Source organism: Streptomyces sp. LaBMicrA B280 (genome assembly GCF_049222185.1).
Classification (GTDB): Bacteria; Actinomycetota; Actinomycetes; order Streptomycetales; family Streptomycetaceae; genus Streptomyces; species Streptomyces murinus.
This window is the reverse complement of the sequence record NZ_JBMJCT010000036.1, coordinates 1-14,929: the sequence shown is the minus strand read 5'-3', so window position 1 is coordinate 14,929 and position 14,929 is coordinate 1. Positions and strand designations below refer to the sequence as shown.

Genomic DNA, 14,929 nt, shown 5'->3' with positions numbered 1-14,929 from the left:
ATTCTCTCTTGAGTACCACTCCTGAACTGCATAGTGACATCGATCTCCGGGAATTGGTCATCTCGCTGCTGGCCGGGGACGAGGACGTGGCCACGGTCAATGCACGGGCGGCCGACATGGGCTACCGGACGGAAATCCGAGCCGCCACAGAGGAGTTGGCCCACGCCGCCTTCGTCCGTGGCGACCGGGCGGCGTTGCACACCGCCCACTGGGTGCTGGGCGACATCTACAACTGGTGTTTCAGCCTCCCGTCCATCGATCAAGTCGACTCGTTGCTCGGCGAGATCCTGGACGACATCCGCAGCGTCCTGGAAAACGCCATGATGGCGGACCTCCGAGCCAGGATCGATCAGCGCGAACTGGCCTCCGCACCCCAGGATCCAGAAGAATTTCTGCCCTGGTACCGGAACTTCATCAGCAACCACAAGGCCAGCAACCACCCGTTCTACCGGGACTTCCTGGAAAATCGCGCCTCGATCGAGGACATCAGGTTCTACCTGGCCCAGGAAACTTCACTGGATCCCCGCTTCGACGACATCCTTTCGCTCTTGACGGTGGGCACCGACGGCTCGGAGAAGATGGAGCTGGTCACCAACCTGTGGGACGAACTCGGCAACGGGAACACGAACGACGTGCACACGTCGGTGTTCGCGAAAACCCTCGCCGACGCGGGCGTCTCGAAGGAGTTCATCGACACCAACATCATGTTGGAGTCGGTGATCTGCGGGAATGTTTCGGCGGCTCTGGCCCTGTCACGGCGGCACTGCTACAAGGCATTCGGCTACTTCGGTGTCACCGAGTATCTGACGCCCCGCCGATTCCGGTCCTACATGGTCGGCTGCAAGCGGCTGGGCATGCCGAAATCGGCCTACGTCTACCACGACCAGCACATCCAGATCGACGCGCGCCACGGGCCGTCCTGGTTCAAGAACATCCTGCTCCCGGCGATTTCCCGGGAACCGCGATGCGCCGTGGACATCGCCCTGGGCACCGTCATGCGGCTGGAGACATCCACCTGGTATCTCGACGCGCTGCAGGCGAAGCTAGAGCCGGCCGGATGAGCCTGCCGAACCGACAGGACCTGAGCGAATGCGGCTAGCCATCATCGGCGGCGGCGCGTCCGCGGTGACGCTGGTGGACGCTCTCGCGCGCAGTGCGCCGAAGGAAAAGATCAGCGTCAGCGTCTTCGAACCCCGGGCCGTGCCCGGGCCCGGCCGGCCCTACGCGGAGGACGCGGACGGCGCCCTGATCAACAGGCCCGCCGACGCGATGTCCATCCGGCACCGCGATCCCCTGGACTTCCGGAACTGGCTGCGGGAGGCACACCGCGGCGGCGAATTCCCGTCCGCCGACCCGGAGGCGCGGTTCCAGCCCAGATGGCTGTTCGGTGTCTATCTGCGCCGACGGCTCGCGTCGGCCGCCGCTCGACTGGCGGCCGACGGGGGCACGGTGGACGTCCATGCCACCGCCGTCGAAGACATCGTGGCCGCCGACGGCCGGCTGCTCACCCGCACCGCGACGGGCGGGACGCAGGCGCACGACCACGTCGTCATGTGCCTGGGCACACCCAGACCGGCCGACATCTACGGACTGGCCGGTCGGCCCGGATTCGTCGCCGATCCCTATCCACTGAGCGAACCACTGCCCACCGGGGAGCCGGTGACCGTGCTGGGCAGCAACCTGTCCGCGGTGGACATCGCGGCCGCGCTTCTGCGCCGCGGGCACACCGCACCGATCCGGCTGATGTCGCGGGGCGGCCTGCTGCCCAGCGTGCGCTGCCGACCGGCGGCGATCGGACCTGCGGAGGCACGGCAGTTGGCCGAAGCGGTCCGTCGTACGCCCCCGGCGGCGCTCTGGACGACCGTCCGCAGGCTGCTGCACGACCGACTGGTCGCGCACGGCGTATCGGCCGACGAGATCTCGCTGGACCTGGCGACGGGTGAGCCGGCCGTACGCCGGCTCGCCCGTCAGCTCGGGCGGACGGAGGCCGCGGACTGCTGGCGGGGGGTGCTGCTGCCCCTGCTGGACCCGGTGGGTGAACTGCTGTGGCAGCGGCTCCCGTTGTCCACGCGGAAGGCGTTCCTGCACCGGAACACCCGGCTCGCCACCGTACTCAACCCGATGCCACCGGCGACGGCGGCGCTGTTGCTGGAGGCACTCGGCAGCGGCGCACTGGAAGTTCACTCGGGGGTCACCGCGGTCACCGCCCGGCCGGGCGGCGGTTTCACGGTGACGGCCGACGGGAAGGACCACCGCGCCGGCGTGCTGCTGAACGCCACGCGGGCGACGCCCTACGACCTGGACGAGCCGGCCGGACGGCTGCTCGGCCGACTGGCCGCGAGCGGACTGGCCCGCCCGCATCCATGCGGTGGCGTGTACATCGACTTCGCCACGAACCGGGTCCTCGGACCGGCCTGCGGCCTGTACGCCCTCGGCCATCCGACGGCGGGCGACCTCTACTACGCCAACGCCGGCTCGCTTCTGGGCATCAGCGCACGGGCCGAACGCATCGTGGCCCGCATCCAGCGCGGCCCGGCCACCGGCACCGCCGCATTGGCCACATCCTCAACGTTGACGATCGGGGGACAGCTCGATGGCTGAGTCCTGGTACACCATGCGCGACGAGATCTTCGCCGACGGACTGCGCGGCCGGGTGCCCAGACTTCCGTCCGATCCGGCCGAGTTGGAACAGCTGGCACGGGAGCACCTGCCCGCCGGTCTGTGGTCGTTCGTCGCGAACGGCGCGGGAGGCGGGCGCACGCTGGCCGCCAACCGGGCCGCCTTCGACAAGTGGGAGATCGTCCCGCGCATGATGCACGCGGACAGGCCGCTGGCGCTGCGCACGGATCTGCTGGGCACCGACCTGGCGGCACCGGTGATGCTGGCCCCGATCGGACTGGCCGGCCTGGCCCATGCCGACGGGGAGGCCGCCGCGGCCCGGGTGGTCGGGGATCTCGGACTGGCCATGGCCCTGTCGAACTCCTCCTCGCTTTCCCTGGAGGAGGTGGCGGACGCGGCGCCCGGAGCGGGCCTGTGGTTCCAGCTGCATCCGCCGAAGGACGACGAGCTGGGCGCGTCGATCGTTCGACGGGCGGAGAAGGCCGGATACCAGGCCATCGTGGTCACCGTCGACTCCTGGACCCGGGGCTGGCGGCCCGCCGACCTCGACCACGGGTACGACCCGTTCCTGCGCGGGCACGGCATGGGCACCTTCCTGGCCGATCCGCTGTTCAGGCGGTCCCTGCCGACGGATGTGCCGGCCGGCAGCGAGCCCTGGCTCGCGGCGGCCGCGGCCCAGTGGCGTGCGGTCTTCGGCCATCCCGGTCTGTCCTACGCGTACTTCGACAAGCTGCGGGAGGCCACCGACCTGCCGATCCTCATCAAGGGCGTGCTCCACCCGGACGACGCGGAACAGGCCATCGCGCACGGTGTGTCCGGTGTCGTGGTGTCCAACCACGGTGGCCGGCAGCTGGACCGGTCGCGGGCCGCGCTCGACGCCTTGCCCGCCGTCGCCCGGCAGGTGGCCGGCCGGGTCCCCGTCCTGTTCGACTCCGGGGTGCGCAGTGGTGCGGACGCCGCCATCGCGCTGGGCCTCGGCGCGGACACGGTGCTGCTGGGCCGGCCTTGGCTGTACGGGCTGGCCGTCGACGGCGCCGACGGAGTGCGGCACGTACTGCGCTGCGTGCTGGCCGAGCTGGAACTGACCATGCTCATGGCCGGCGCCGCGACGGTCGCCGATCTGCGGCACATGGTGTCCCCGGTCCTCGGCCGCGAAGACCGGCACTGAGTCGGGCCATCGATCAACCACACGTACGAGAAGGGGAGAACGACATGCGATCCCAGAGCAAGGTGCTCGTCATCGGTGGCGGCCCTGCCGGGTCCACCGCGGCGACGTTCCTGGCACGCAACGGCGTCGATGTGACGCTGTTGGAGCGGGACACCTTTCCGCGCTACCACGTCGGCGAGTCCCTGTCGCTGTCGGTCGTGCGCATGATGGACCTGCTCGGCGTGTCCGACAAGCTCGACAAGTTCGGCTTCCGGCGCAAGGACGGCTCCTACTACGAGTGGGGCAAGGAGAAGTGGGACCTGCCGTTCACCGATGTGCCCGGCGGCAAGCACAGCTGGCAGGTCACCCGGGCCGACTTCGACAAGATCCTGCTCGACCACGCCCGGGAGAACGGGGTGGAGGCGTTCGAGGGGCACCGGATCCGTGACATCAGGTTCTCCGGGGACCGGGCGGTGGCGGCGCACTGGCAGAACGGCGACGGGCGCGAGGGCGAGATCGAGTTCGACCACGTCATCGACGCCTCCGGCCGCGCCGGGCTGCTCGCCAAGCGCCACTTCGACATGCGGCGGATGCACGACGTGTTCCGCAACGTCGGTGTCTGGACGTACTGGAAGGACGCCAAGGACATCTCCGAGGGTCCGGACGGCGCGATCACGGTGTGCAGCATCCCGGAAGGCTGGATCTGGGTGATCCCGCTGCACAACGGGGTCACGAGCATCGGTCTGGTGACCGACAAGAAGCGGTTCGGCGAGGAGTGCAGTTCCCCGGCCGACGTGGAGGCCCTCTACAACCGGGCCGTGAACGCGCACCCGCTGGTGCGGCGGACCATCGCCGGTGCCGAGCAGGTCTCGAAGATCCGTACCGAGACCGACTACTCCTACGTGGCGGACCGGTTCAGCGGCCCGGGCTATCTGATCTCCGGGGACGCCGCGTGCTTCCTGGACCCGTTGCTGTCCACCGGCGTCCACCTGGCCACGTTCAGCGGCATGCTGGCGGCCGCCTCGGTCACCTCGATGGTGGACGGCACCGTGGCGGAGGAGCGGGCGCTGAACTTCTACGACGTGGCCTACCGCTACTCCTACGAACGGCTGCTGGTCCTGGTCTCGGTGTTCTACGACAGCTACCGGGGCAAGGACGACTACTTCTTCCGCGGTCAGTCCATGACCCGTGCCGAGCAGCAGCGGCTGCACATCCACGAGGCGTTCCTCAGCATCATCGCCGGCGTCGAGGACCTGTCCGACGCGACGACGGTCGACGCCTACCGAGTCATCGAGAAGAGCCTGCACGGAGACGAATCCGGTACGACTCCGCCCACCCGCATGCACAGCCAGTCGCGGGAGTGGACGATCACGCCCAACTCACCGGCGACCGCCATCGAGGGCGTGTACCTGGAGATGGAGCCGAGCGTGCGGCTGCGCGACGCACAGCGTTGACGGACCCCAAGACAAGGAGAAGGCAGTGGCCAACATCGATCGCATCGCCGCGAAGCTCATGGAACAGGCCGACGACGATTCCTACCCGGTGACCCGGCGTACCGTGCCCATCCGTTACCGGGAGCGCGTCCGCTACGACCGCGAGGCGGCGCACGCCATCCTGGACGAGGGGCTCGTGGCGCACCTCGCGTTCAACCGGGAGGACTACCCGGTGGTGCTCCCCGCGGCGTACGCCAGGCGGGGCGAGACCTTGTACTTCCACGGCTCGCGGGCGGGACGGTTCGCCCAACTCGGGGCCGAGAACGCACCGGTGTGTGTGACCGTCACCCTGCTGGACGGTCTGGTGTTCGCCCGTGCCTGGCTGATCCATTCGTTCGCCTACCGGAGTGTCGTGGCCCATGGCCGGCTGCGCCTGATCACCGATGACGAGGAGCGGATGCAGGCACTGGCGACCATCCTGGAGCACATGGCCACCGGCCGCAGCTCGGAGGCCCGGCCGCCGACACGGCAGGAGTTCGCCAGCGTGGCCGTGGTCGCGCTCGACCTGGAGGAGGTGTCGACCAAGGTGCGCCGTGAGGAGCAGAGCAAGTACGAGCCGGCCGACCTCCAGGGCGGCTGCTGGGCCGGGTTCGTGCCGCTGCGTCAGGTCGCGCTCGATCCCCGGTCCGCGCCGGACCTGCCGGAGGACGTGCCGGTACCGGCCCTGGTGGAGAACTACGAGGGGCCCTTCGCGGTGCAGGAAGAGGCCATGGCCAACGTTCCCCACCCGCCGACCAAGCCGGGCGCATAGCCGAACGGGCCGCTGTCCGGCCCCCGCCGGGGCGTCGGGCAGCGGCCCCGGGCAGACACCGATCAGCCGCACGCGGCCCGTCGGGCCACACTGAGACTTTACGGAGCACCTGCCATGGCCGAATTGATCGCATCCCTGCACCAATCCGCGTCCGACACCAGACTCGTCGTCTTCGACCGGAACGGCGAGAAGCTGAGCACGCAGCGGGTGGAGCTGACCCCGTCCGCCTCCGGAGAGGGCACGCTCGAGTACGACCCCCTGGAGATCTGGCGGAACACCGAGGCCGTGATCGGGCAGGCCCTGTCCGAACTGGGCCGTCCGGGTTCCGCGTTGGCGGCCGTCGGTATCGCCGCCCAGCGGGAGACGACCGTCGTGTGGAACAAGCACACCGGACAGCCCTACGCCCCGGCCATAGCCGGTCCTGACCGGCGTGCCGCCGAGCGGATGGCCGCCCTCGCGCGGGACGGCCGGAGCGAACTGATCCACAAGAAGACCGGACTGGTGCCGGACGCGCTGTTCTCCGCCGGCAAGCTGAGCTGGCTCCTGCACAATGTCGAGGGCCTGCGCGCGGACGCGGAGCGGGGCGACGCCCTCTTCGGCACCATGGACTCCTGGCTGGAGTGGAACCTGACCGGCCGGCATGTCACCGATGTGACCAGCGCCAGCCGCACCATGCTGCTGAACCTGGACACCCAGGACTGGGACGACGAGCTGCTGGCGCTGTTCGACGTACCGCCGGCGATGCTGCCCGAGGTGGCGCCCTCGTCCACCCCGGACCGCTTCGGGAGCACGCGGGCGTCCGGGCCGTTCGGCGCGGAGGTACCCGTCTCCGGTGTGCTCGGTGAACACCAGGCGGCCCTCTTCGGCCAGCAGTGCTACCTCCCGGGGCAGGCCCGTTACGGCTTCGAGGGCAGCAGCGCGCTGCTGGTCAACACCGGGACCACGCGGGCGGACGGCGATTCCAAGCTGCTGGGCACCATCGCCTACCAGCTGGGCGACGAGCCGGCGGTGTACGCGCTGGAGGGATTCGTTCCCTACACCGGGGCCACGGTGCAATGGCTGGTGGACGGGCTGGGCATCATCAGGGGCGTCGGGGAGATCGAGGCCATGTCCCGGCGGGCCGACGATCCGGAGGGACTGTACTTCGTACCCGCGTTCACCGGACTCGGGCTGCCGCGTGCCGACCGCGGCGCCCGCGGCGCCATCCTCGGCATGGACACCCACCACAACCAGAACCACGTGGCCCGAGCCACCCTTCAGGCCCTCGCCTACCAGCTGCGCGACCTTGTCGAGACCATGCGGGAGGAGACGGGGTACGCGCCGACCCAGCTGAGGATCGACGGCAACGGCGCTTGGTTCGATATGTGCATGCAAATCCATGCGGACGTGCTGGGCATCCAGCTCCGCCGCCCGTCGGACGTCGCCGACACCGCCGCCCTCGGCGCGGCCTACGCCGCCGGCCTGGCCGTCGGCGTGTGGTCGGACCTGGCCGACGTGGCCGCCACCCGCCGGGAGAGCCACCGCTGGTCCTCGCAGTGGATGCCCGAGGACCGGCAACGCGGTTACGCCGGCTGGCTGGCGGCCGTCGAGCACACCGCGGGCTGGGTCGACGCCGCCGACCTGCCGCAGGGCGACTGGCTGGCCACGGTGACCGCGGCCGAATGGCGCGCGGACGGATCCCGCTGATGCCCGGCCACCCGAGCCTGCTGACCGCGGCCGCTCCTGTGGCGCCGCTGGGCGGTCACCCGTTGGTGCTGATGCTCACCCAGCTCACCCTGCTGGTGGTGTGCGCCTACGTACTCGGGCGGCTGGCCAATCGGGTGGGGCTGCCGGCGGTCGTCGGCGAACTCGGAGTGGGTGTGCTGCTCGGACCGAGCGTGTTCGGGCGGCTCGCCCCGGCGGCGAGCGGCTGGCTGTTCCCCCGTGACGCGGGGCAGTTCCACCTGCTGGACGCCGTCGCCCAGCTCGGTGTACTGCTTCTGGTCGGGGTGACCGGCGTCAGCCTCGACTTCACCCTGGTGCGCCGACGCGGCAGGACCGTGGTCTGGACCAGCCTGCTGGGCCTGGCCATCCCGCTCGGCCTGGGGGTGGCGGTCGCGATGACGCTGCTGCCCGGGACACTGCGCCCCGGCCAGACGCAGCCCATGGTGTTCGCGCTGTTCCTCGGGGTGGCGCTGTGTGTCAGCGCGATCCCGGTGATCGCCAAGACCCTTCTGGACATGGGCCTGATCCACCGCAATGTCGGTCAACTCGTCCTGGCCGCCGGAACCATGGACGATGTCGTCGGCTGGCTGCTGCTGTCCGTGGTGTCCGCCATGGCGGTCGACGGCCTGCACACGGGTACGGTCATCGAGCCGATCCTGTACCTCGCCGGGCTGCTCCTGGTGCTGACCCTGCTGGGACGGCCCCTGGTCCGCGCGGCGATGCGCTGGGCGCAACGCGCCGAATCCTCGGCCGCGGTGGTGGTGACGGCGGTCGCCGTCATCCTGCTCTGTGCGACGGGCACCGCGGCGCTGCAGCTGGAACCGGTGTTCGGCGCGTTTCTCGGCGGCATCCTGATCGGCACCAGCGGCGGCGTCAGTCTCGCCTCCCTCGCACCGCTGAACAACGGACTGTCCGCCGTCCTGGCGCCGGTCTTCTTCGCCACCGCGGGGCTGCGGATGGACCTGGGGGCCCTCGTGCACCCGGCGGTGCTGGCCGGCGCGCTGCTCATCCTGGGGATCGCGATCCTCGGCAAGTTCGCCGGCGCGCTGTTCGGCGGACTGATCGGGCGCCTCAACCGGTGGGAGGTCCTGGCGCTCGGCGCCGGTATGAACGCGCGCGGGGTCGTACAACTCGTCGTGGCCGCGGTCGGGCTCCGGCTGGGTGTGCTGAACACCGAGTCCTACACCATTATCGTGCTCACCGCCGTGATCACTTCGGTAATGGCGCCGCCGCTCCTGAAGTTCGCCACGCGACGGTTGGAAATCACGAGCGAGGAGGAATTGCGTCGTCGGGAGATGGAGCCTCTTCTGAACTGAGGTTCCCCGGTTCGGGGCTGCGCATTTCGCGATGCCTCCGCACTGTTTCCGAAGGGTTCTCGTGATACTTCTTCCGATACTCCTGTGCGAATCGTCCGAAGTGACTGAACCCCCATCGTGCCGCCACTTCGCTCACCGTCTTGTTCGCGGCGTCGGATGCGGTCAGTTCGGCCCGGACCCGCTTCAGCCTGACCTGCCGGAGATATCCGTAAGGCGGCAGGCCGAAGCGGCGGTGGAAGGCCCTTTCCAGGGTGCGCACACTGACTCCGGCGGCCTGTGCGAGCGCGCCCACGGTGTGGTCGGCCTCCGGATAGTTGTTGATCAGTCGCACCGCCGTTTCGATCGGGCCGAACCGCTGCGCCGGCGGGTCGTGGACGAGTGCCGGGCTGTGCGTGTTCGGCTGGGTGACCAACAGACCCGTCATCAGGGCCCGTTCCAGTTCCGTGGCGACCAGCGGGTGGAACAGCTCCTGGTCGGCGGTGTCGGCTTCGGTGGCCCGTTCGGCCAGGAACATCAGGGACTCGTACCAGTTCAGGGCGCCACCCGAGGCGAACCGCATGAGAGGTTCAAAGGCGGGCGCCTCGGCCGAGGAACTGTTCAGCAGGCTCCGTACGTGTGCGGTCAGCACCACCTGGTTGATGTGGACGATCAGCTGCTGGCAGTCCGCCGAACTCCGGGCCACCAGGGGCTCGTCCGGTCCGAGCACCGCCCCGAGCCCGGGGACGACGCGCGTCCGCTGCGTGCCGCGCAGCCACAGGTTCCCGGTCACCGGCACCAGCACCAGGTAACCGGAGCGCGGCCCCGTCAGTTCGAACCGTGCCGTGGTGCCGAGCGACAGATAACTCAGCCGCAACGAACCCAACCGGCAACTCTGAAATCTGATGTCGGGACGTAGGGATGCCGCGACCGATATTTCGTGAGGTCCGAACAGCGGAGTGAGCCATTCACTGATGGCCGCTACATCTTCGGTGTGCCGGACAGCGTGGTTAGTCAGCAGTGATGCTGCAGACATTGATCCCCCTCATGCCAGATCATGGCGAATCGGAGTGGAGTAGTGCTGCCTGTCGGTGGGGTGGGGGTCAGAAGAAGCGCGACATCACAATTTAATAATAATGACTGACCCGTGACTGCAGCACAATGATCATGAAGGGTTTCTTTTTGGTCATTGTCAAAAAAGGCCGAAAGTCGACCAATCGGGAATGTTGTCGACGATCACGGGGGCGTGGATGGCCGTGGCCTCCACGAGACAGGGCAGGTGTCGCGGACGGCCGGGGCCGGAATCCATGGTTTCGGGTGCCTTGTTCCCGCCCCTTCGGATGGCTGAAAAGTGCCGTGTAAATCTCCGATGCAGTCACGTGTCAGTTGCGACCGCAGCGTCGCCTGTCGTGAGCGGTCCTGAACCGTCAAGAGAGATCAAGAGAGAAAGGCCCGCAATGATCGTGAGGTCATGGGGTGCGCGAGCGCCCATCGACAACGAGGCCGCTTTCCTCGAGGTATTCAAAAGCAGCATTTTGCCGCACATGGAAGGCTTCGCCGGATATAACGGCTGCTACCTGCTGTGCCGGAAGGAGGGCGATCAGGTCCACATCCAGTTGCTCAGCCTGTGGGACTCGCTCGCCTCGATCAGGGGGTTCGCGGGAAGCGACGAGTCGACGGCGGTGATCTCACCGGCGGTCGCGGACCTCATGACCGAATACGACACCACGGCCGGGCACGACACCGTGGTCGTCGACACCGTGACCGGCCGTGGCGACGGGGGCCCGGCCACGCCGAACCAGGACACCGGGTCATGACGCTCAAGTCGCCCGACCTCATGCACCTGTTCGTCGCGGTGACGGTCCTGCTGGTCGTCGCGCACAGCGTCGGACATCTCTTCAAGCTGCTGCGCCAGCCGCCGGTCATCGGCGAGATACTCGGCGGGCTGCTGCTCGGCCCGACCGTCCTCGGTCTCTTCGCGCCCCATGCGCAGAAGTGGCTGTTCCCCTCCTCGGGCCCCGCGGCCGCCGGCCTCGGTGTGCTGTACGAGGTGGGGCTGCTCCTGCTGCTGTTCCTGTCCGGCCGGGAGATGGTCGAGCACCGGGGCGGCGGCTGGCGGAAGTCCACCGCCTCGATGGCGCTGATCGGCGTCGTCGTACCGTTCGCCGTCGGCATGCTCGCCACCCGGTTCGTCGACATCGGCGCCCTGTCCGGGCCGCAGGGCACGCGGACCAGCGTGGGCCTCGTCTTCGGCATCGGTGTGGCCGTGACCAGCATCCCGGTGATCTCCCGGATCATGCTCGACCTCGACATCCTGCGGACCGGCTTCGCGCGGGCGGTGCTCTCCATCGCCGTGTTCGAGGACGTGGTGCTCTACGTGATGCTGGCCGTGGTGCTCGGCCTGGCACAGGCCAAGTCCGGTACCCCTTACGGCCTGTGGCAGTTGTTCCACAACAACGGGACCGTACCCAGCACGGTCTACTACGTCGTCGCCAGCCTCGCCTTCTTCGCGGTGTTCCTGCCGTTCGGCCGGCCGCTCTTCCGCCTGCTGGCGGCCGGCCCGGCAAGCTTCATCGAGCGGCGCAGCCCCACCGCGTTCCGGCTGGTGTTCATGCTGCTGATGGCCCTGATCTGCGTCGGGCTCGGCATCAACCCCGTGTTCGGCGCCCTGCTGTCCGGCGCGTGCGCCGCCGGTGCGGACGCCCGGGTGAACGATCCGGAGCGACGGGCCGCGACGGCAGCCGCGTGGGAGGCGCTGAAGAAGTTCTCACTCGCCTTCTTCGTGCCGCTGTACTTCGCCAACGTCGGCGTCCAGCTCGACCTGGCGCACCACTTCCCGCTGTTCTTCTTCCTCGCCTTCCTGATCATGGCCTGCCTGGTCAAGCTGGCCAGTGTCTGGGCGGCGGCCAGGCTGGCGGGGGAGGACCGCGGCGCGGCCACCCACTTCGCGGTCGCCCTGAACGCGCGCGGCGGGCCCGGCATCGTACTGGCCACGGTGACGCTGGCGGCCGGAGTGATCAACGAGGACTTCTACACGGTACTGGCCATGCTGTCGATCATCACCTCGCAGTTCGCCGGTGTGTGGCTGTACGTCCATCGCGGGCAGGTGATCGACCTGGCCAGGCAGACCACGGCTCCCCCCGCGCCGGCGGTATCGAGCGGCGTGGCCTCATCGACGAAGCGGGTGTGAACGAGATGGCGGACTTCATCGGAGTTTTCGACCAGGGCACCTACGGCACCCGGTTCGCGATCCTTGACGCGGAGGGTGTCGAGGTGGCCGCCCGTGCCCGCGAACACGCCCAGCTGCGGCCCGCGGACAAGTGGGTCGAGCACGACGCGGTCGAGATCTGGGCCCACGCCCAGGAGGTCATGGCCGACACGCTCGGCGCCGCTGGGCTGGCCGCCACGGACCTGGCGGCCATCGGCATCACCAACCAGATCGAGACCACCGTGGTCTGGGACCCGCGTACCGGCGAGCCCTACCACCACGCCATCGTCTGGCAGGACACCCGCACCGACGACCTGGCGGCCGCACTGGCCGCGGACGGCCGGGCCGGGACGATCCACCGCAAGGCCGGTCTGGTGAGCAATCCGCACTTCTCCGCGACGAAGATCCAGTGGCTGCTGGAGCATGTGGACGGGCTGCGCGCGGCGGCCGAGCGTGGCGACGCCCTGTTCGGGGGCATGGACACCTGGCTGATCTGGCAGCTGACGGGCGGGGCGGCCGGGGGCCGGCACGTCACCGACGTGACGAACGCCAGTCGTACGATGCTGATGGACCTGACCACGCTGGACTGGGACGACGAACTGCTGGAGTTCTTCGGCGTGCCCCGTGCCATGCTGCCCGAGATCCACCCGTCGGTCACCCCGGACGGCTTCGGCACCACCGCACGGGACGGTGTGCCGATCACCGGCGTGCTCGGAGGACCGCAGGCCGCCCTGTTCGGCAACGGCTGCACGGCCACCGGCGCGGCGTGGTGCAACTACGCCCACCGCAACCTGGTCCTGCTCACCATCGGCGGGGAGCCGGTGCAGTCCGGACACGGCCTGCACACGACGGTTGCCTATCAACTGCCGGGCAGGCCCGCGGCCTACGCCCTGGAGGGGAACATCCCGCACACCGGTGGCGCGGCACGCTGGGTGGTGGACGACCTCGGTTCGCTGCCCAGCCCGGCCGCGTTCGAGAAGGCGGCCTCCTCGGTGTCCGGGAGCGAGGGCCTGTACTTCGTGCCCGCGTTCACCGGTCTCGGGGTGCCCGATCCGAAGCCGGAGGCCCGCGGTGCCCTCATCGGCCTGGCGCCCGGGCACACCAAGGGCCACCTGGCCAGGGCGACCATGGAGTCGACCGGACACCGGATGCGCGAGGTGCTCGCCGCCATGACCGACGATTCCGCGGTGGCGCCGGCCGGGCTGATGGTCGACGGGCCGGCCGCGGCCTCGGACGTGTGCCTGGCGATCCAGGCCGATGTGACCGGGGTACCGGTGACCAGGGCGGCGATCGCCGAGCCGCCCACGCGTGGCGCGGCCTACGCGGCCGGTCTCGGCGCCGGGTACTGGAAGAGCATCGAGGACCTGCCGGTGCACCGGCCGGTTCGGGACCGCTGGGAACCACGCTGGGGGACCGAGCGGCGCCGGGCCGCGGAGACCGACTGGCGCCGGGCGGTGGCCCGCAGTGGTCCGCTGGTCCCGACGGACGGTGAGACGCGTCCGTAGCATCCGGTGCCCGTACCGGCCGGCACGGGCACCGGCATGTTCCCGTACCCGCCTCAGCCGAGGGCGTCGAGGGCGGCGAGGGCGGCGAGGATGTCGGCCGGTTCGGCGCGAACGGTGAAGTCGGTGTCGACGAAGGCCCAACGGACCACGCCGGACCGGTCGATGACGTAGGTGGCGGGTATGGGCAGGACCCGGGCGTGGCCGTCGTTGAACCGTTCCAGTTCGAGCCCCGACCTGGCGTAGTGGGCCGCCAGCTCGTCGGACGTCCGGAAGGCGACACCGTACCGCTGCGCCGTGACCGAGCCGATGTCGCTCAGCACGTCGAAGGCCAGATCGTGCTTCTCGCTCAGGGACAGCGACTCGTCGGGTATCTGCGGGGAGACGGCCACGAGCCGGGCGCCGCGGGCCGTGATGTCCGCGTGGTGCCGCTGGAGGTGCTGGAGCGCGATATTGCAGTACGGGCACCAGGCGCCCCGGTAGAAGGTGAGGACCACGGGTCCGTGGGCGAGCAGGTCCTCCAGCGCGACGGTCCGGCCCGTGGCCGACGGCAGGCTGAAGTGCGGTGCGTGCGCGCCGACGGCCAGGGCGCGCTCCGCCAGACCGGACTCGGCGAGCTCCCGGGCCGCCCGCTGCTTGAGGGCCCAGGACGCGGCGGGGTCCTGACCCCGCTGGAGTTCACGGAACGCGCGCAACTCGTCGTTGAGGCTCATGGTGCCTGACTCTCCTTGACTCGACGGCGGGGGAGACCGGCCGACGGACCGAGGCCGAGCCGGCCGTGCACTGCGCGCGGTCCAACGTAGCGCCTCCCCGGCCGCCGCGAGGCGGAGTCCGGCCCGGTCGGAAGGCCGGCGGACCCGCTGGAGGCCGGCCGGCGGCGGCTTCCCAGGCCCGCCAGGCGGCGTGTATCCGGAGAAATTGATAGCCTGTCACCTCCGCCATCGGCCTCCCATTCCGCCGTGGAGACGAGCCGTTGTCAACGGGCCATGACAATGTGAGGACTCATGGGTCCGAGAGCTGCGAAGCTGTGGATCCAGTGCATGTACCAAAGCGAAATCTCCCTATCAGCAGCGCCGAAGGAGAATGGCATATGGGCGTTCTGGAGTCGATCCACGGGCCGCAGGACCTGAAGAAGCTCGAAGCCGGTGAGCTTGACACGCTGGCCGCGGAAATTCGCGAGTTCCTTGTCGAGGCCGTTTCCCGTACGGGTGGT

The 14,929-nt window shown here is 69.4% G+C and carries 13 protein-coding genes; 11 read left to right on the top strand and 2 right to left on the bottom strand.

Annotated elements, in window-relative coordinates:
- Positions 1 to 8: 8 nt before the first annotated feature.
- The 7 genes from ACLF5H_RS27290 (at position 9) to ACLF5H_RS27260 (ending at position 9,030) form a co-directional block, all read left to right on the top strand.
- Positions 9 to 1,061 carry an iron-containing redox enzyme family protein gene (locus ACLF5H_RS27290; RefSeq protein ID WP_421678659.1) on the top strand — a complete coding sequence of 351 codons (1,053 nt, stop codon included), beginning with the start codon at positions 9 to 11 and terminating at the stop codon, positions 1,059 to 1,061.
- Between the two features lie 28 nt (positions 1,062 to 1,089).
- Positions 1,090 to 2,601, top strand: coding sequence for an FAD/NAD(P)-binding protein (locus ACLF5H_RS27285; protein WP_421678658.1), 1,512 nt, complete (start codon positions 1,090 to 1,092; stop codon positions 2,599 to 2,601).
- The gene (locus ACLF5H_RS27280; protein WP_421678657.1) at positions 2,594 to 3,787 is read left to right on the top strand and encodes an alpha-hydroxy-acid oxidizing protein; all 1,194 of its coding nucleotides are present in this window, start codon (positions 2,594 to 2,596) and stop codon (positions 3,785 to 3,787) included. The genes ACLF5H_RS27285 and ACLF5H_RS27280 overlap by 8 nt, the downstream gene beginning before the upstream one ends.
- A 44-nt stretch (positions 3,788 to 3,831) precedes the next feature.
- Positions 3,832 to 5,220 carry an NAD(P)/FAD-dependent oxidoreductase gene (locus ACLF5H_RS27275; protein WP_421678656.1) on the top strand — a complete coding sequence of 463 codons (1,389 nt, stop codon included), beginning with the start codon at positions 3,832 to 3,834 and terminating at the stop codon, positions 5,218 to 5,220.
- Between the two features lie 25 nt (positions 5,221 to 5,245).
- Positions 5,246 to 6,010, top strand: coding sequence for a pyridoxamine 5'-phosphate oxidase family protein (locus tag ACLF5H_RS27270; protein WP_421678655.1), 765 nt, complete (start codon positions 5,246 to 5,248; stop codon positions 6,008 to 6,010).
- A 114-nt stretch (positions 6,011 to 6,124) separates the two neighbouring features.
- On the top strand, positions 6,125 to 7,696 hold the full coding sequence (locus ACLF5H_RS27265) for an FGGY family carbohydrate kinase (protein ID WP_421678654.1): 1,572 nt from the start codon (positions 6,125 to 6,127) through the stop codon (positions 7,694 to 7,696).
- The gene (locus ACLF5H_RS27260) at positions 7,696 to 9,030 is read left to right on the top strand and encodes a cation:proton antiporter (protein ID WP_421678653.1); all 1,335 of its coding nucleotides are present in this window, start codon (positions 7,696 to 7,698) and stop codon (positions 9,028 to 9,030) included. The genes ACLF5H_RS27265 and ACLF5H_RS27260 overlap by 1 nt, the downstream gene beginning before the upstream one ends.
- Here ACLF5H_RS27260 and ACLF5H_RS27255 read toward each other — a convergent pair.
- Positions 8,978 to 10,042 (bottom strand): AraC family transcriptional regulator, encoded by a 1,065-nt coding sequence (locus tag ACLF5H_RS27255; protein WP_421678652.1) that lies wholly within the window; start codon positions 10,040 to 10,042, stop codon positions 8,978 to 8,980. The two genes, ACLF5H_RS27260 and ACLF5H_RS27255, sit on opposite strands and share 53 nt — an antisense overlap.
- 508 nt (positions 10,043 to 10,550) lie before the next feature.
- Here ACLF5H_RS27255 and ACLF5H_RS27250 point away from each other — a divergent pair.
- The 3 genes from ACLF5H_RS27250 to ACLF5H_RS27240 are packed head-to-tail and all read left to right on the top strand — an operon-like array spanning position 10,551 to position 13,719.
- Positions 10,551 to 10,823: a hypothetical protein gene (locus ACLF5H_RS27250; RefSeq protein WP_421678651.1), complete on the top strand. Its 273-nt coding sequence runs from the start codon at positions 10,551 to 10,553 to the stop codon at positions 10,821 to 10,823.
- Positions 10,820 to 12,196 (top strand): cation:proton antiporter, encoded by a 1,377-nt coding sequence (locus ACLF5H_RS27245; protein ID WP_421678650.1) that lies wholly within the window; start codon positions 10,820 to 10,822, stop codon positions 12,194 to 12,196. Before ACLF5H_RS27250 ends, ACLF5H_RS27245 begins: the two co-directional genes overlap by 4 nt.
- A gap of 5 nt (positions 12,197 to 12,201) precedes the next feature.
- Positions 12,202 to 13,719: an FGGY family carbohydrate kinase gene (locus ACLF5H_RS27240; protein ID WP_421678677.1), complete on the top strand. Its 1,518-nt coding sequence runs from the start codon at positions 12,202 to 12,204 to the stop codon at positions 13,717 to 13,719.
- A 53-nt stretch (positions 13,720 to 13,772) separates the two neighbouring features.
- On the opposite strand, the gene ACLF5H_RS27235 is transcribed toward ACLF5H_RS27240, so the two are convergent.
- The gene (locus ACLF5H_RS27235; RefSeq protein ID WP_421678649.1) at positions 13,773 to 14,429 is read right to left on the bottom strand and encodes a peroxiredoxin-like family protein; all 657 of its coding nucleotides are present in this window, start codon (positions 14,427 to 14,429) and stop codon (positions 13,773 to 13,775) included.
- Between the two features lie 377 nt (positions 14,430 to 14,806).
- Between ACLF5H_RS27235 and ACLF5H_RS27230 the strand changes: the two genes are divergently transcribed.
- On the top strand, positions 14,807 to 14,929 hold a 123-nt coding region (locus ACLF5H_RS27230; protein ID WP_421674429.1), incomplete at its 3' end, for a 1-deoxy-D-xylulose-5-phosphate synthase N-terminal domain-containing protein.